Below are 16,921 nucleotides of genomic sequence, written 5' to 3' on the forward strand. Positions count from 1 at the left end.
CAGGGGGCACCGGGAGAGCTGACGACGGCGGAGCGTGAAGAGCTGCGGCGGCCGGCCGCCGAGCAGGCGGAGACCTGACGGTTCGTCGGATCGGCCGCCGGTCCGGGGAAGTTCACCGCGTGTCCCGGGTGTCGACGGGCGTTTCGCGCTGTGGGGAGAGCTCTGCTACGCGGTCGTCGGAATCATCGGGCTGACTGGTCGAGGCCGGGGGGCGCCGCGGGCGCCACCTCGAACCAGGTCACTTTGCCGGTGGCGGTTCCTGCGCTGCCCCAGCTCTCCGCCAGTGCCGCGATGAGGGTCAGGCCCCGGCCGCATTCGGCGTGCAGTTCGAGGCCGCGCCGGGTGGGCAGCCGGTCGGCGGTGTCGGTGACCTCCACCCGCAGTCGGGCCCCTGTCCAGCGCACCGTCACCGAGCACGGTCCGGTGGTGTGGAGCACCGCGTTGGCGATGGCTTCACCCGCCAGCAGTTCAAGATCGTGCAGTGTCTCGTCCGCGAGGGGGAGTTCCCAGGTGCGGACGGCCGAAAGGAGTAGCCGGCGGGCTACGGGTACGGCTGCCGGGTCTTCTGCAGGGACGCTGAGGGTGTGGAAATGCGGCTGTGCGTGGTTGTCAGTCGCGTGAGTGTGCCGCGCCTGCGGGGAGTCCGGGTTGTCGGCCTCGGGTTCGTGCGCTGTTCGCCGTCGCGGCTCGGACGGCACCGTTGTCATGCTCATCTCTGCCATCTCCCGGGGCTGGGGACTTCGCTCTACCCCGACCGTGGCAGTCGTCATGCGCCGGCAACAGGGGATGCCCGTGCTCTTAACATAGGTTTAGGGTCGAGTGGCAGAGATCACTTCTACGCTCGACTCGGCAGTCCGGACCTCCTGCCGCCGTATTCACGCCCTGGCGGGACCTGAGGATCCGGCGTGCGAGGCACCGGGAGGCTCTGTGCGCATACTGCTCGTCGAGGACGACAACCGGGTCGCCGAGGCACTGACCGGCTCGCTGCGGCGCAACGGGTACGAGGTGTGGCGCGCGGCGAGCGCCGCCGACGCGCTGGCTGCGCCCGCCGTCGACCTGGTCCTGCTGGATCTGGGCCTGCCGGACCGGGACGGTATCGAGGTGTGCCGGGAGCTGCGTGGCCGCGGCTCCGTCCCGGTCATCGCGGTGACCGCCAGGGGAGCCGAGCCCGACCGGGTGCGGGGGCTGCGCAGCGGGGCCGACGACTACGTGGTCAAGCCGTTCAGCGCCGCCGAGCTGCTCGCCCGTATCGAGGCGGTGCTCCGGCGCAGCATGCCGCGGCGGGCCGGGGAGGACCGGCTCGTCACCATCGACGGCCTCGAGGTCGACCTGCTGCGGCGCACGGTCACCCTGGACGGACAGCCGGTGCCGCTGACCCGCAAGGAGTTCGACCTGCTGGCCGTACTGGTGCGCGCCGACGGCGCCGCCGTGCCCCGGGACCGCATCATCGTCGAGGTGTGGCACACGACGTACGACGGCATGTCGCGCACTCTCGACGTGCACATGGCCAACCTGCGGGCAAAGCTGGGGCGGGCGGGAAGTGTGGTGCGGACGGTGCGAGGCGTCGGCTACCGCCTCACCACCGCCGACGAAGCATCCCCGGAGGCGGCGTCGGACACCGCGCCGGATGTTCCGCCGTCCTCACACCCGGGCCGCCCGGCCTCCGCCTCGCCGCCCGCGGCGGCCGACATCTGAGACAGCCCATGCGCCGCCGACTCCTCGTCATCGTTTTCGCCCTGGTCACGGGCCTCATCCTGGCGCTCAGCGTCCCCCTCGTCCGGGCCACCGCGGAGCACACGGTCCAGACCTCGTTCATCGGACGCGTCCAGGACGGCGCCTGGTTCGCCGACATAGCCGCCACCGCCCTCGAATCGGGACGGACCGACCGCCTCGAGGCCGCCGCCGACCGCTACACCGCCCTGTACGACTCCCAGGTCGCCGTCGTCGACGCGGACAGGGAGATCGTCGTCGCGCCGCGCCCCCTCGACCTGGAGGAGCCGCAGGTCCAGGCTGCCCTGCTGCGTGCCCTGGCGGACCGGCCCGCTCGGCAGCCCGGCCTGATGTGGCCGTGGGACGAACGCCCCTTCGTCCTCGCCGAGCCGGTCAAACGCGACGGCCATGTGCTGGGCGCCGTCCTCATCGTCTCGCCCACCGACCGGGCCCGCTCCGAGGTCGCCGACCATCTGACCCTCGTCACACTGGGCAGCCTCGCCGCACTGGCCGCCGTGGTGATCGCGGTGGCGACGCCGGTGGTGCGGTGGGTGCTCCGCCCGGTTCACGAGCTGGACCGGGCCACCCACGAGGTTGCCCTCGGGCGACTGAAGACCAAGGTCTCGGAGCGGGCCGGCGCTCCGGAGCTGCGGCGGCTCGCCAACAGCTTCAACGTGATGGCGGACAGCATGCACGCCTCGCAGGAACAGCAGCGCGCGTTCGTGGCCCAGGCCTCTCACCAGCTGCGCAATCCGCTGACCGCGCTCCGGCTGCGCGTGGAGAACCTCGAGGACTACGTGAACGACCCGCATGGCCTGCACGAACTGCACGTCGCCGCCGAGGAGGCCGACCGGTTCGGTGAGATCCTCGACGGGCTGCTGCGGATGGCCAGGGCGGAGGCGTCCGAGGCGGAGCGCGGGCCCGTGGACGTCACGGCCGTGGTCGCCCACCGGGTCGATGCCTGGCGCACGGCCTACGAGGCCGAGGGCGTTCCGCTCACCACGCAGGTTCCGCAGGGGGTGAGCGCGCTGTCGCTGCCCGACAGCCTCGACCACGCCCTGGACACCCTGCTCGACAACGCCCTGAAGTTCGGCGACGGCACACCGGTCACCGTCTCGGTCACCCGGGCCCCGGACGGGGACAGCGACAACGACGAGGGGGCGGGGCGGGACGGCGCGGTGGTGGATGTGACGGTGCGCGACGGCGGCACCGGACTGACCGCGGAGGAGCTGGCCCGGGCGGGCGGCCGGTTCTGGCGCAGCACCCGTCACCAGAACGTCCGGGGCACGGGCCTGGGACTCGCCCTCACCCGCCTGATGGTCGAGGCGGGCGGCGGCGAACTGCGCCTCGCGGCAGTCGAGCCGCACGGCCTCGCGGCGACCGTGCGGCTGCCCGCCGCTCCCCCGCCCCCGGACGCGGCAGCCTGACCTCGGTATGTGTCAGGGCTGGGACTCCCGGTACCAGCGCTCGGCGCCCGGGTGCAGCTCCAGCGGGTAGGTGGCGATCGCCGTACGGCGATCGAGTCGACGGGCCTCCGGGTGGTCGCGGATGAGCTCCTGCTGTCCCTCGAACAGCACCCTGGTCAGCCAGTACGCCTCCGCCTCCGGCATGTCCGGCCGCACCACCAGGAAGTTCGGCACGCTCACCGTGCTCACCGCGCTCTGCTCGCCGTAGACGACGGCCGGCACGGTGGTCTCCGTGTACAGGTCGCCGTAGGACCGGGTCAGTGGGCCGACCACGTCACCGAGATCCACCAGGCGGATCGGTGTGGTCCGGCGCAGCTCCGTGATCGCCGCCGTGGGCAGGCCTCCGCTCCAGAAGAACGCGTCGATCCGTCCCTCGGCCAGGGCGGACGCCGAAGCGCGCACATCGAGCCGCTCTCCCGCGACGTCGCCGTCCGGGGAGAGCCCGGCCACGTCCAGGATCCGCTCGGCGATCACCGCGGTACCCGAACCCTCGGCCCCCAGGGAGACCCGCCGCCCGCGCAGATCCGCCACGCCGCGCACCGGACTGTCGGCGGGGACCACGAGCTGCACGTAATTGTCGTAGAGCGCGGCCAGCGCCACCACCGGTACCGGCCCGCTGAACGGTGCGCGCCCGGCGACGGCGTCCGCGGCGGAGTCGGCGAGCGTGAAGGCCACCCGCGCCTCCCCCGCGCCCACCCGGCGCAGATTGTCGACACTGCCCCCCGTGTACTGGACCGGGGCGGTCGCGCCGGGCAGGTTCCGGTCGATGAGCTCGGCGTATCCGCCCCCGTACACCGCGTAGACGCCACCGCGATTGCCGGTGGCCACGCTGATCTCGCCGGTCGGCCGAGGCGGCGCATCGCTTCCGGAACACCCCGCGAGCAGCACCGCCAGCAGAGCGACGACGGCAGCGAGCGGACGAGCCACCGGCATGGAGGCCTCCCTGGACACGACGAACCCAGCTGACCGCGGAGCCGCTCCCACGGCCCACGCGATTCAGCCTAGTCCCCGGGTGACGGGCGGCCCGCCGCCGACTGCGGGTGGGTGGCACCGGTGTGGCGGTCGTGGGGATCCCGGATCACGGCGAGGGTGCCCTCGCGCCGTCGTGATGCGAGCAGCTGTCAAGTGCGTGCCGAACCATCCGGCCGGCCGCGTGACGGGTCCTGTGCGGGAGACACCCGCGGCGGCGACGCCGGAGGCGGCCGATCTCGGAGACAGACCTCGAGCAGCGGCTCGCCGAACAGTTCCGTGAAGTCGACGACCTCGCATGGAACCGGCGTTCACGGACCACGGCCGCCTTCGGTTCGGTGGGGCCACGTCCCGGGACACCTGCATCGACGCCGTGCGTGCCCGCTTCCTACGCCCGTGACGCGCATCCGATGGGCCTTGCTGCCGTGCGCGGGCCGGCGCCGGGAACGTGCGGACAGCAGGAAGGGACCTGGCGGATGCGCTGCGGGCTGCGGGTCAGGCGGCCGAGGCCGCCCGGGCCTCGGCCGCCGGGGGTTCGGACGGCCGGGTGCGCTTCAGCTGGGTCGCCACCACCGCCAGTGCCAGTGCCGCCCCGATCGCGTCGGCCACCGGGTAGGGGCTGAGCAGCAGGCCGGTGGCCGCGACCGCCGCCAGCCGTTCGAGGGGGGTGGTCCTGCGCAGCCAGAAGCCCTCGATGGCCACGGCGAAGGCGAGCAGGCCGATGAGGCCGGTCACCACCGCGAGTACGACCTCGGTGGCCGGTCCGTTGAGCAGGAGGGGTGAGTAGGCCATCAGCAGCGGGATCACGTAGAGGCCCTTGGAGAACTTCCACGCCGCGACGCTGGTCCGCATCGGGGAGGAGCCGGCGATTCCCGCCGCCGCGAAACCGGAGAGTGCCACCGGTGGTGTCACGTTGGAGTCCTGGCTGTACCAGTAGACGATCATGTGTGCGACGATCAGCGGCACGCCCAGGTCGAGCAGCGCGGGACCGGCGAGCACGATCAGCACGATGTAGGCGGCGGTGACGGGCAGCCCCATCCCGAGCACCAGCGAGGCGATCGCGATCAGCAGCAGGGTCGGCAGCAGGTAGCCGCCGCCCCAGCTCAGCATCATGCTCGAGAACTTCAGCCCCAGACCGGTCAGTCCCACCACCCCGACCACGACGCCCGCGGCCGCGGTGGCCACCGAGACGGAGAGCGTGTTGCGGGCGGCCAGGGTGAAGACCTCCCCGAACTCCTTCAGGCTCAGCCGGCTGCCGGCGCGGAGCATGGCCACCGCGGCCAGCGCGACGGTGGCGTAGAGGCCGGCGAGGAGCGGCGTGACGTGCACCATGAGCAGGGTGACCAGCAGGACGAAGGGGGGCAGGAAGTGGAAGCCGCCGGTCATCACCTCGCGCAGCCGGGGGAGGTCTTCGGCGGGCAGCCCCCTGATGTCGTGCCGGCGGGCCAGGATGTCGACGAACAGGAAGATCACCGCGAAGTACATCAGCGCGGGGATGATCGCCACTTTGACGATCTCGATGTAGGGCACGCCGATCAGTTCGGCCATGACGAAGGCGCCTGCGCCCATGATCGGGGGGAGCAGTTGTCCCCCGGTCGAGGCGGCCGCCTCCACTCCTCCGGCCTCGTGCGGCCGGTAGCCGACCTTCTTCATCATCGGGATGGTGAAGGCGCCGGTGGTGACGGTGTTGGCGATCGCGCTGCCGGACACCGATCCCATGAAGGCGCTCGCGACGACGGCTCCCTTGGCGGGGCCGCCGCGGTACCTTCCGGTGAGTACGTAGGCGATGTTGATGAAGAAGTTGCCGCCGCCGGTCTTCTCCAGCACCGCCCCGAAGAAGATGAACATGAACACGAAGGACGCGGCGACGCCCAGGGCGAGGCCGTATATGCCCTCCTGGAACAGATAGCTGTGGGAGACGATGCGCTGGACGGTGTACCCGCGGTGGGACAGCAGACCGGGCAGCAGCGGCCCGATCCAGGCGTACACCAGGAAACAGGTCACCAGCGCGGCCATGAAGGTGCCGATCGTCCGTCGGCACGCCTCCAGCAGCAGCACAACTGCCACGGCGCCCATGACCAGATCGGTGGTGGAGGGTATTCCGGTGCGGGCGACGATCCCGTCGTAGTCCAGTACGGGATACAGGCTCACGGTCACGGCGGCGAGCACGAGGAGAGCGTCGACGACGGCCATCGGCAGCCGTCGCGCCCAGCGGCCCCTGCCGGCCGGGCGGGTGACGAAGACCAGCACCAGCACGAACATCAGGTGCAGTACGCGTTGCAGGTAGGAGTTGAGGCTCAGACTGACGGCGGTGTAGATCTGGAAGCAGCCGAGCGCGAGCGCGAGGGCGAGCACGCCGTAGCCCACGGCGGTCGCGGCGCGGCCGTGGCCCCACCGGGCTGCGGCGAGCCGGTGCCACAGCGGCCGGTCGTCGGCCGGCTCGGAGGCGGGCGCACTGTCGGGGGTGTCCGGGGCGATGGTCTGTCTCATAGCGCTTCGGGGCGCCCAGGGCTGACACGTGAGGGGGCGCCCTGCCCCTTTCTTGATCGATGGGATGAGAGGGATGCCGGGGCCGGTACCGGGCAGGGGGGAGTGGTCCGGCCGGCCCCGGCATCAGGGGGGTGGACGGCAGAGGCGCGCCGGGGCCGAAGCCGGGGGCCGCCGTGCGGGGGGACCGGTGACGATGCATTCCCCGCAGGGATCGTGACCGTCAGGGGCGGAGCCTGTCGGGGATCTGCACTCCCTTCTCCTCCGCGTAGCGGATGACACCGGGGTGCAGCGGGACCGGGCTCTTGGCCAGGTTCTCCAGGACGAGGTACTCGGAGCCTGCCTCATAGACCTTGTTGAGACTGGCCACGTTGTCGTAGAGCGTGCGGGCCAGCTGGTAGCCGCGCTCCTCGGACATGTCGGTGGGGACCGCGACGACGTTCCAGAGTGCGAGAGTCGGCACGTCCTCCTTGACCGTGCTGTAGGTGCTGCCCTTGATCGTGTGCTTGTTGTAGAAGGGGTACTTCTCGGTGATCTCGGTCGCCTCGTCCTCGCACATCGGGATCAGGTGCAGTGCGTCGGTGGCTTCGAGCTCGCGCAGCGATCCGTGGCCCTCCCCGACCACCCAGGACCCGGCGTCGATCTGCCCTTCCCGCAGGGCACGGGCGGTTTCGGCGTAGGCGTAGCGCTGGCGTCTGATGTCCTTGTCGGGCGACATGTCCAGAGCGTCGAAGACCAGGTTGGTGGCCAGTTCGTTGCCGCTGCCGGGCGCGCCCACGGAGAAGCGTCTGCCCTTGATGTCGCCGAAGCAGTCGAGGCCGAGGGCGTCGTGACGTGACTGCAGGGACACCGCGTGGTACACGTTCGGATAGAGCACCATCAGGGTCTGGGTCTTGACCGGTTTGCCGGAGAACTCACCCTGGCCGTGGTGGGCCTGATGGACCACGTCGCTCTGGGCGATGGCCATGTCGCTCTGGCCCCCGGCGATCAGCCGGAGGTTCTGCACCGACCCCCCGGTGGTCTCGGCGCTGGCTTCCACGCCCTCTGCCTTGCGGTTGATCACCTCCGCCATCGCCCCGCCCATCGGGTAGTAGATGCCCGCGGTCGTGCCGGTGGCAATGGATATCCTCGCCGCGTCGCCGGCGTCGTTCTTGCCGGACTCGGCGGGCTGGCTGCAGGCGGCGGTCAGCAGCGTGATGCTCAGGCCCAGGGCGAGGCCGAAGCCGTATCTGTGGCGCTGTCGTCCCATGAAGCGCTCCTCGGTGTGGTGGGTTTTCCGTGACTCGGCTCACGAGCGAACGGTGGCTGGGACGGTACTTGCGCCAGGCCGGCCGGTGAGCCTTCCGCAGTGCTTATTGAGCAATCCTTAAGGTTCACGATCGCGATCGTTCCGCAGGCGGCTCCGAGGTGCGCCTCGGTGCGTCCGCGCCCGCGGGGAGACCCGGCACGGCGGCCCGCCGTCGCCATCGGCGGATCGCCGGAGAGACCGGGAGGCTCCCACGGCTCGTCGAAGGCCGGGATCACGCCGGCGGGGGTCGCGTGACGCGATGAACGCGCCGCCTCACCGTCGGCTCCTACGCCCGCTGCGGCGAAGGTGCGCCCGTACCAGGCGGCTCTGCACACCCGTGCTCACCGACGCCGACCGCCGGGCATGACGGACGGGCTGGAGACTGTCCTACGCTCCCCCGACTCCGCGGACCTGACGCCTGCTTGAGGCGGGGCCTCGGGAGGAACTCCCGGACGGAGGGGGCGAATCGCCTCGAAGGGCGGCACGACCGGCACCTTGGCAGGGTCGGCCGCGCGTTGTCCCGGTCAGCCGATGCCGAAGCACGCCACCGACACGGGGCCAGACCGGGCCGGAGTTGCCATGGACCAGAGTCGCTCCGGCAGTCTTCCGGCCGAGGCCACCGTGTTTCGCCGGCAGGCGTCGGGGGACGGCTCCGGCGCGGAGAGGCTGCCGCGGCCCCGGCTGCTGGCCCCGATCCGCAGAGGGAGAGGACGGGCCGGCCGCCCGGCGAAGCCGTGCAGCCGATATCAGGTCCTACCCGCGTGCACGGGTGGCCGGAGCCCGGGTCGGGAGAGCCTCTGCCCGGGGTCACCCTTCGTAGCGGGTGACCAGGGTTCGTGCCGTCTCGGCCATGCGGTTGCGTAGTTCGGCCGGTGCCAGGACCTCGACATCGGCGCCCAGCCGCAGGAAGTCCCGGTGGGCATGGTCGATCGACTCGATGGGCACGCGGACCTCCGTCCATCCGTCGCCCCCGGGTGTCACGCCGAGGCGGCGGGCGCCCTCCGGGGTGAGCCGCACCAGGGCGTCCGCGGTGTGCAGTCGCGCTCGGAAGTCGGCCAGGTAGGCGTTCCAGTATCCGGCCAGGTCGAACCCGTCCGGCAAGGCGAACTCCTCTTCCAGCGGGCGGATTCCGAGGATCTGGCCGACTCGGTAGGTGCGGATCCCGGACGGCCCACCGGCGACCAGGTACCAGCGGCCGGCCTTGAGGACGAGCCCGTACGGCTCCACCCGTCGCTCGGTCTCCTCCGGCGCCCGCCAGCGCCGGTACCGCAGTACCGCCGCCCGCCGCGCCCACACCGCGGCGGCCACCGCGGCAAGGTGAGGCACCCGGTCGGCGTCGCCGTACCAGCCGGGGGCATCGAGCAGGAAGCGTTCCTGGATCCGCTCGGCGTGCTCGCGCAGCTCCGCCGGAAGGGCGGCCCGCAGCTTGAGCCGGGCGGTGGCGAGCGCCTCGCCGAGGCCGAGTTCGGCGGCGGCGCCGGGGAGCGCGACGAGGAACGCGGCCTGCGCCTCGTCCACGGTCAGTCCGGTGAGCCGGGTCCGGTAGCCGTCGACCAGCCGGTAGCCGCCGGCATGTCCGGCGGCGCCGTACAGCGGGATACCGGCGGCGCCGAGCGCCTCGACGTCCCGGTAGACCGTCCGGACGGAGACCTCCAGCGCGTCGGCCAGTTGCCGGGCCGTCATCCGGCCCCGGTTCTGGAGCAGCAGAAGCAGGGTGACCAGCCGGCTCGCGCGCATGCCGCCCAGTATCCACTGACGGCAGACGTCAGCAGACCGGCCCTAACCTGCGGGGCATGGACGACAACTGGACCATGGACCTCAGGCGCACCGGGCAGGCCAATCGCATGAGCATCGTCGAACTCCGGCAGTACACCCTGCATCCCGGCGCCCGGGAGACGCTGATCGAGCTGTTCGAGCGCGAGTTCGTGACCGGTCAGCAGGCGGTCGGTATCACCGTCGGCGGCCGGTTCCGCGACCTGGACGACCCGGACCGCTTCGTCTGGCTGCGCACGTTCCCCGACATGGCGCACCGCCGGCGCGCGCTGGAGGCGTTCTACACCGGCCCGGTCTGGAGGGAGCACCGCGACACCGCCAACGCCACCATGATCGACAGCGACGACGTCCTGCTGCTGTCCGGCCCGGGCTTCACGCCGGAGCCGGGGACGAGCGAGGTCCTCGCGACCGTCTGCCATCCCGCCGACGCGGCCGACTTCGACGCGTACGCCGCCCGGCACCTGGGCCCGGGCCACGCACTGCACCGCACCGAGCACGCCGAGAACGACTTTCCCCGCCTGCCCGTCCGCACCGGGGAGGATGTCCGGGTCTGGTTCGGCCCGGCCGAACCCGCACCCTGGCCGACCCGGCGGCTGCGGCTGGAGCCCGTGGAGCCGTGAGACCCGGAGCCCCATGACCCGGTTCGTCGGCCGGTTCACCCGGGCCGCGGGCGGACTGCATGAGGCCACCGTGTTCGACGCGCCGGCACCGGGCGCCGGCACCTCACCGCTGCGCTGCCAGTTGCGCGGGGACGCCGACTGGAGTCGTCTGCTGCGCGACCTCACCGAACGCGCGCTCCCTGGCCGCGGAGGAGACCAGCGCCTGCCGCACCACGTTCACCGGTGCGCCGGAGGACGTGGCGGTCAGCGTGCCGGAGCCGGGGATGAGCTCGGGCGCCTACCGCGCGACCACTGCAGAGTGAAGACCTGAGGCCGCCCTCGCACTCTGCAAGGACGACGAGCGCGTCCCGGACGACGCGATGTCCCTGGGCGGCGAGGACTCCCCGTGGCCCGGTACGTCATCGAGCGGCGCACCCCGTGCGCTGGCGCGCTCCGCAGGAGTTGGAGCAGTCGTCGACGAGCTGATCGTGCTCTTCATCGACACCACCCGGCGGCTGCTGTACATCCGCGGCTCCGGCTCGGAGAAGTCGAGCACCTACAAGGACCTGGCCGAGGCGGTGCTGGGCGACGATCCCGACCGGCTGGAGCAGGCCGCCCACCTCGCCGCCGACCTGAACCTGGCCGGCTACGGCATCGTCAAGACCCTCGAGGACGGCCACGGGAGCGCCTACCCCGACAGGCCGAGGGAGCCCAGGACCGCGTTCAGCGCCGTCATCCTTGCCGGCACCCCCTCATCAGGTCGGTCCACCACGGCAGCGCTGACCTGCGGGCGCCTGGCGTGCAAACCTCCGTGCCCCGGATCTTGAGGGCCTGCCGCCGCTCGACCGGGCCGGGGTGCTGCCGCCACCCCGGTCTTCTCGTGCCCGCACGGCCAACCCGCCGCGCACAACGGCCTCTTCCAGGTCCAGACGCGAGACCAGTGGCGTCCTCCCGGCCCGGCCGGTCGTCCAGGGCGTGACCGAGGCGATCGTCGGCCGGTTCATCGGGGGTGCGGTGGGCGTCGGGTGCCCGACGGGGAACAGCACGGAGCGGCACGGCAGGGCGCCGTGCCGGAGTCCTGGCGGTCTCGTCCTGCCTGCTCAGCAGGCCTGCGCCTCCCGATTGGCGGTCAGAAGGCGTACGCGAGGACGCGGCTGCCGTGGAGCAGCCGCGTCCTGGCGGTGTGTGTCAGACGCCGGCCGTCTCGGGTTCGCGGGGGGACTCCGCGGTCCGGGTGGTGTCGCCGAGTTCCTTGTGGAGCTTCTCGCCCTCGACGTCGACGTTCGGCAGGACGCGGTCCAGCCACCCGGGCAGCCACCACGCCTTGGTCCCCAGCAGGGCGAGCACCGCGGGCACGATGGCCATGCGGACGACGAAGGCGTCGAAGAGGACCGCGACGGCGAGGCCGAAGCCCATCATCTTGATCATGTCGTCGTTCTCCAGGATGAAGCCGGAGAAGACGCTGATCATGATGATCGCGGCTGCCGCGACGACCCGGCCACCGTGGGTGAAGCCGGTGGTGACGGACTCGGCGGCGGACGATCCGTGGACGTAGGCCTCGCGCATCCGGGTCACGAGGAAGACCTCGTAGTCCATCGCCAGGCCGAAGACCACGCCGATCATGAAGATGGGCATCATCGACATGATCGGGCCCGGCTGGTCCACGCCGAACACGTCCGCGAGCCAGCCCCACTGGAACACCGCGACGACCGCGCCGAGCGCCGCCGCCACCGAGAGCAGGAAGCCGAGGGCCGCCTTCAGCGGGACGAGGACGGAACGGAAGACCAGCATCAGGAGCAGGAAGGCGAGTCCGACGACCAGTGCCAGGTACGGGATCAGCGCGTCGTCGAGGGTCTGCGAGAAGTCGATCGTCATCGCGGTCATGCCCGTGACCAGCATGGTCGCGCCCGTCTCGGACTTGATGTCGCCGGACAGTGCGCGGATGTCCCTGACCAGCTCTTCGGTGGCCGAGTCGCTCGGTCCGGTCTTGGGCACGACGGTGAGGACGGCGGTGTCACCCTGCTCGTTGAAGTTCGCCGGAGTGACGGCCGCTGCCTCGCCCAGGTCGGTGATCTTCTTGCCGACGGTCTCGGCAGCGGCCTCTGCGTCGTCTGCACCTCGCGTGTCGACGGTGACCATCAACGGGCCGTTGAACCCGGCACCGAAGGATTCCGACAGCATGTCGTAGGCCTTGCGCTGGGTGGTGTCGGGCGCCGAGCTGCCCTCGTCCGGCAGGCCCAGTTCCAGGCTGGTGGCCGGCACGGCGACCACGCCGAGGCCGATCACTGCGGTGAGCAGTACGGTCACCGGACGGCGCAGGACGAAGCGGGCCCAGCGAGTACCGAGCTTCGGCTTGGCGGACGCCGTCCGCTGTCCGGCGGCCACCTTGCGGTCCCGGCGGCTGAGCGCCTTCTTGCCGGCGAAGCCGAGCAGCGCCGGGGTCATGGTGAGCGCGATCAGTACGGCGATGCCGACCGTGGCGGCCGCGGCCAGACCCATCTTGGTCAGGATCGGGATGTTGACCACGGCGAGGCCCGCCAGGGCGACGATGACGGTCAGTCCGGCGAAGACCACGGCGGACCCGGCGGTGCCGACCGCGCGTCCCGCGGCGTCCTCGGGGGCACGGCCCTCGGCGATCTCGGCACGGTAGCGCGAGACGATGAACAAGGCGTAGTCGATGGCAACCGCCAGGCCGATCATCATGGCGAGCGTGGAGGTCGTGGCGGACAGCTCCAGCGTGCTGCCGAGCGCTCCGATTCCGGAGATGCCGATGCCGACACCGATGATCGCGGAAAGGAGCGGCATGCCGGCCGCGACGAGGGAGCCGAAGGTCAGCAGGAGCACGACGGCGGCCACACCGAGGCCGATGAGCTCTGCGGTGCCGCCCAGCTCCTGCTCGGCCATCACCGCGTCGCCGCCGGTCTCGACGGTGAAGCCGTCGCTGCGCGCGTCGTCGGTGGCCGCGGTGAGCGACTCGCGGGCCTGGTCGGTCAGCTCCATGGAGTTGACCTTGTAGGTCACGGAGGCGTACGCGGTCGTGCCGTCCTCACTGACGGCGTCGGCCTCGAACGGGTCGGCCACCGAGGCGACCTGCGGGCCGTTTCCGAGGGCGGTGACCAGTTCCTCGATCTTGGCCTTGCCGGCCGGGTCGGAGATCTTCTCGCCCTCGGGAGCACGGACCACGACCCGTGCCGTGGCGCCTTCGGCACTGGCCGCCGGGAAGCGCTCGTCGAGAAGGTCGAACGCCTTCTGGGACTCTGTGCCGGGCATGGAGAAGGAGTCTTCGGGCGGGGCGGGCGCGGTGGACGCGGCGACGCCGGCGCCCACGAGTATGGCCACCCACAGCAGGGCGACGAGACCACGGCGCCGGAACGCACGGCGACCGAGTCGATAGAGGAACGTAGCCACGTGGGACCAATCCGTCGGATACGGGCAGGACGAGACCCGGCAGACGGGAAGGCAGGGGTTCTGACCGGGCTACCCGTTCATGTTCACCCGGGTTCTGCTTCATTTGATCCGCCCCTGGGGCTGGACCGGCGTACTGCATCGGGTGTAGGGCGTCGCCGGACTCCTCTTCCCGAAGGATTAGACCCGGAGATGGATGTACGCCGCATTTCGTTCCCTCACCAAACCAATGAGCTCTGCCCGGCCTGCAGGGATCCGCCCGTGCCGCCGCCCGTGGGGCCTCTCGGCGGCATGGGTCGCTGCCTGCCGGGACGCCTCGGGACCTGCCGGGTCAGGCAGGCATGCACGGTCCACGTACCACCACGCGTTCGCGGCGGAGCCGTGGCGGACACGTGGCGGAGCCGTGGAGAACTGCAGCGCAGCGGCCAGGAGCCTCGCCTCCTCGCACCACGTCGCTGACCAGCGGCCTCACCCCGCCATGGTGGCGTCCCCCACGTCATCGCCCAACTCCTCCATGTGCGGACGCAGGTTCATCCCCTCGCTGTTGGCGGGGACATCGGGCTGCTCGGGGCGATCGGCGAAGCCCAGGCTGGAAGGTCCCGAGCACGTCACAGGAGGGCAGCGACCTCGCCGGTGCAGTGAACGTCGTCGTCCACCCGTTCGACGTCGATCCGGACCGGCTCCAGCGCGGTCTCGTGAGCCTTCGCTGCGAGGGCGTCCAAGCGTCCGGTCACGCCGCCACAAGCTCCGCCGCGAGGAATTCGTCCACGAACTCACGTGCGCGACGGTCGAGATCGGCGTAGTGCGCCTCTCGCTCAGCGCCCGCGATCGCATCGCCGACCAGGAGATTGCCCTCGGCATCGATACGCTGCGGGCGCTCCTCGGCGTCGAGGAGCAGGCCGACGGTGGAGAGGGAGAAGCCGCAGTAGTAGGCGATGCCTTCACTGAGGGTGTTCTCCAGGACCGATCGCATCCCCTCGGCGACGGGGTCCTCGGCGGTGGCGCCGGCCAGGCCCAGCCACAGCATGCGCTTGCCCGCCAGGCGCGGCTTGCTGCGGCCGTAGGCGAATCCGTAGTTCCATACGCGGTCGATCCACCCCTTGAGGATGGCGGGCACGTTCTGCCAGTACACGGGGAAGACGGCGACGACGACATCGGCATCGAGGATGCGCCGCATATGGGCGTGCGTCTCCTCCGAGTACGCCTTCTCCCTGTTGCCCCAGTCCGGCTGGTCCGCCACGTTCATCCGCGGGTCGAACCCCTCGGCGTGCAGGTCCAGCAGATCGATGTGATAGCCGGCGGCCTCGAGCCGGGCGGCAGCACGACGGGCCGTGTGCGCGGTGAGGGAATCGGTGCGGTGGTGTGCGACGACGACGAGGGCTGTTCCGGCGGCTGTTCCGGGCTGCGTCACGGTGTCTCCTGGCTGGTATCGCCGGCAGTCGGTACCGGTCGAAGCCGGTTTCGATGCGGTCTCGATCAAGTTCGGTGAGTCCAGTACAGCCGCGAACTCCTGGACGATCCATAGGAGAAGCTCTGGAGAACATAGGAGATCGTCTACGATCGATGCATGGATCCCCTGAGCTCGCTACTGAGCGGCATCCGGGCAGAGGGCTCGGTCGTCAGCCACGCCGTACTGACCGCGCCCTGGACCATCCGCTTCGCCGACGGCGCACCGCTCACCATGGTCAGCGTGCTGCGCGGCCAGGGCACCCTGCTCCTGCCCGACGGCACCGAGCGGGCGATCGGCGCGGGCGACACCGCCATCGTGCGGGGCCCCGAACCGTTTCACCTCGCGGACCACCCCGCCACCGTCCACCGGCCCCACGTCGAGTACGAGATCGCCTGCTTCACCGCGAGGACCGAGTGCACCGCCCAAGAGCTCGGCGGTATCCGCTGGAGCGCTGATCCGGAAGGAGCGACCGCGCTGATCGTGGGTGCCTACCGCGCCTCGGGCCATCGCCACGAACGGCTCCTGCGCGCCCTGCCGCCCGTCCTGGTGGTCAACGAGGACGCCGAGGTCTGCGCCTGGCTGGAGAGCGCCGCCGCCGACGCCGCGCAGATATCGGCCGGATCGCAGGCGCTGATGGACCGTCTCCTCGACTGGGCCCTGGTGTGCACGCTGCGCAACTGGTTCGATCAAGCTGGCGCAGACGCGCCCGGCTGGTACCGCGGCCTCGCCGACCCGGTCCTCTCACCTGCCCTGCAGGCCTTCCACGCGCGGCCCGCCGACACCTGGACGGTAGCCTCGCTGGCCGCTCAAGCAGGCGTCTCCCGGGCGCTGTTCGCCAAGCGCTTCACCCGACTGATGGGCCGTCCGCCTCTCGCCTATCTCACCGAATGCCGCATGGACGAGGCCGAGGCATTCCTGGCCGACACCGACCTCAGCATCGCCCAGATCGCGAAGTCCGTAGGCTACGCCGACGCCTTCGGCTTCAGCGCCGCCTTCAAACGCCACAAGGGCCTGAGTCCCAGTTCGTTCCGTGCCGCAGCGGCGTAGGTGAGCGTTCGGTGTTCCGGCGTCTGCTTCGTGGGGACGCTCAGCGGTGACCCGGCGAAGCGCTGTCGTTGCCGTTGCCGTTGCCGTTGCCGAGGACGGACAGCGAGCCACGAGATCGGCGGCAGGTGTTCCGACGCGATCCGGTGGAAGCCCCGGCGGCCAGGACCGGGTCGCCGAGCACTCAGCCGCCCTTGTGGCTCTTGATGCACTCCACCTCGACCGGTCCCTCGCCCTCCAGCCGATTCCCGTGCTCCCGTCCGCACGCCTTGCAGAACGCGTCGGCCCGGGTCTGGCCCGTGAAGCTCTCCGGCCGGATGGACGGGTACAGGGCCGGCAGCGTCTCCTCCGCGTGCCGAAGCAGACGCCGCTCCAACCTCCGACGATGATGATCCGGGTCGATCATCATCGGCTCGTCCGAAGGGCGGGTCCCCCGACCCAGCCGTTCCCGGCTGAACAGCGGGGGCGCGCCGGCCGCAACGTGTCGTACGCGAAGGGCAGGGTCTTCGTGCATCCGGTGTGAGCAGGCCCCTCCCGCGCGCCCGTCCGTCTCAGTCGTCCGCTCGGTACCTTCTCCGGCGCGGCGTCGGCTGTCGGCGCTCCCGGCGAAGCGGACGGGGTGGAGGGCGGCACGGATCCGGTCGTGCTGGGTGAGGGGTACGGTGTGCTGGTCGTACTCGACGTCGAACGAGCGGTCCCCGTTCCCGGCCGTGGCCGTGGTCGCCCCGCC

At 71.2% G+C, this 16,921-nt stretch carries 14 protein-coding genes; 5 read left to right on the forward strand and 9 right to left on the reverse strand.

Annotated features, from left to right (window positions below):
• Positions 1-182: 182 nt before the first annotated feature.
• Positions 183-713 carry an ATP-binding protein gene (locus V5O46_RS07835; protein WP_332883738.1) on the reverse strand — a complete coding sequence of 177 codons (531 nt, stop codon included), beginning with the start codon at positions 711-713 and terminating at the stop codon, positions 183-185.
• Between the two features lie 214 nt (positions 714-927).
• On the opposite strand from V5O46_RS07835, the gene V5O46_RS07840 reads away from it, so the two are divergent.
• Positions 928-1,695 carry a response regulator transcription factor gene (locus tag V5O46_RS07840; protein ID WP_332883739.1) on the forward strand — a complete coding sequence of 256 codons (768 nt, stop codon included), beginning with the start codon at positions 928-930 and terminating at the stop codon, positions 1,693-1,695.
• A gap of 8 nt (positions 1,696-1,703) precedes the next feature.
• Positions 1,704-3,137, forward strand: a complete 1,434-nt coding sequence (locus V5O46_RS07845) for a sensor histidine kinase (RefSeq protein WP_332883740.1) — start codon at positions 1,704-1,706, stop codon at positions 3,135-3,137.
• Positions 3,138-3,149: 12 nt separating this feature from the next.
• On the opposite strand, the gene V5O46_RS07850 is transcribed toward V5O46_RS07845, so the two are convergent.
• The 4 genes from V5O46_RS07850 to V5O46_RS07865 all read right to left on the reverse strand — a co-directional run bounded on the left by V5O46_RS07850 (position 3,150) and on the right by V5O46_RS07865 (position 9,657).
• Positions 3,150-4,109 carry a TAXI family TRAP transporter solute-binding subunit gene (locus tag V5O46_RS07850; protein ID WP_332883741.1) on the reverse strand — a complete coding sequence of 320 codons (960 nt, stop codon included), beginning with the start codon at positions 4,107-4,109 and terminating at the stop codon, positions 3,150-3,152.
• Positions 4,110-4,640: 531 nt separating this feature from the next.
• Entirely contained in the window at positions 4,641-6,635 is a 1,995-nt protein-coding gene (locus V5O46_RS07855) for a TRAP transporter permease (protein WP_332883742.1), read from the reverse strand.
• Positions 6,636-6,855: 220 nt separating this feature from the next.
• On the reverse strand, positions 6,856-7,881 hold the full coding sequence (locus V5O46_RS07860) for a TAXI family TRAP transporter solute-binding subunit (RefSeq protein ID WP_332883743.1): 1,026 nt from the start codon (positions 7,879-7,881) through the stop codon (positions 6,856-6,858).
• 846 nt (positions 7,882-8,727) lie between these two features.
• Positions 8,728-9,657: a helix-turn-helix transcriptional regulator gene (locus tag V5O46_RS07865; RefSeq protein WP_332883744.1), complete on the reverse strand. Its 930-nt coding sequence runs from the start codon at positions 9,655-9,657 to the stop codon at positions 8,728-8,730.
• Between the two features lie 56 nt (positions 9,658-9,713).
• Here V5O46_RS07865 and V5O46_RS07870 point away from each other — a divergent pair, with 56 nt between their 5' ends.
• Both V5O46_RS07870 and V5O46_RS07875 read left to right on the forward strand, forming a co-directional pair.
• Positions 9,714-10,313, forward strand: a complete 600-nt coding sequence (locus V5O46_RS07870; RefSeq protein WP_332883745.1) for an NIPSNAP family protein — start codon at positions 9,714-9,716, stop codon at positions 10,311-10,313.
• A gap of 359 nt (positions 10,314-10,672) precedes the next feature.
• A complete protein-coding gene (locus V5O46_RS07875; RefSeq protein WP_332883746.1) occupies positions 10,673-11,119 on the forward strand; it encodes a hypothetical protein in 447 nt (148 codons plus the stop codon).
• A 361-nt stretch (positions 11,120-11,480) separates the two neighbouring features.
• Here the strand turns inward: V5O46_RS07875 and V5O46_RS07880 are convergent, their stop codons facing one another.
• The 3 genes from V5O46_RS07880 to V5O46_RS07890 form a co-directional block, all read right to left on the reverse strand.
• Complete coding sequence (locus tag V5O46_RS07880) at positions 11,481-13,700, reverse strand: MMPL family transporter (protein ID WP_332883747.1); 2,220 nt, start codon at positions 13,698-13,700, stop codon at positions 11,481-11,483.
• Positions 13,701-14,305: 605 nt separating this feature from the next.
• Positions 14,306-14,431, reverse strand: a complete 126-nt coding sequence (locus V5O46_RS07885; RefSeq protein ID WP_332883748.1) for a hypothetical protein — start codon at positions 14,429-14,431, stop codon at positions 14,306-14,308.
• Positions 14,428-15,108 (reverse strand): NAD(P)H oxidoreductase, encoded by a 681-nt coding sequence (locus tag V5O46_RS07890; RefSeq protein ID WP_332883749.1) that lies wholly within the window; start codon positions 15,106-15,108, stop codon positions 14,428-14,430. Before V5O46_RS07890 ends, V5O46_RS07885 begins: the two co-directional genes overlap by 4 nt.
• A gap of 156 nt (positions 15,109-15,264) precedes the next feature.
• On the opposite strand from V5O46_RS07890, the gene V5O46_RS07895 reads away from it, so the two are divergent.
• Positions 15,265-16,194: an AraC family transcriptional regulator gene (locus tag V5O46_RS07895; RefSeq protein ID WP_332883750.1), complete on the forward strand. Its 930-nt coding sequence runs from the start codon at positions 15,265-15,267 to the stop codon at positions 16,192-16,194.
• Positions 16,195-16,375: 181 nt separating this feature from the next.
• On the opposite strand, the gene V5O46_RS07900 is transcribed toward V5O46_RS07895, so the two are convergent.
• Entirely contained in the window at positions 16,376-16,567 is a 192-nt protein-coding gene (locus tag V5O46_RS07900; RefSeq protein ID WP_332883751.1) for a GNAT family N-acetyltransferase, read from the reverse strand.
• Positions 16,568-16,921: the final 354 nt, after the last annotated feature.

Source organism: Streptomyces poriticola (assembly GCF_036689765.1).
GTDB lineage: Bacteria > Actinomycetota > Actinomycetes > Streptomycetales > Streptomycetaceae > Streptomyces > Streptomyces poriticola.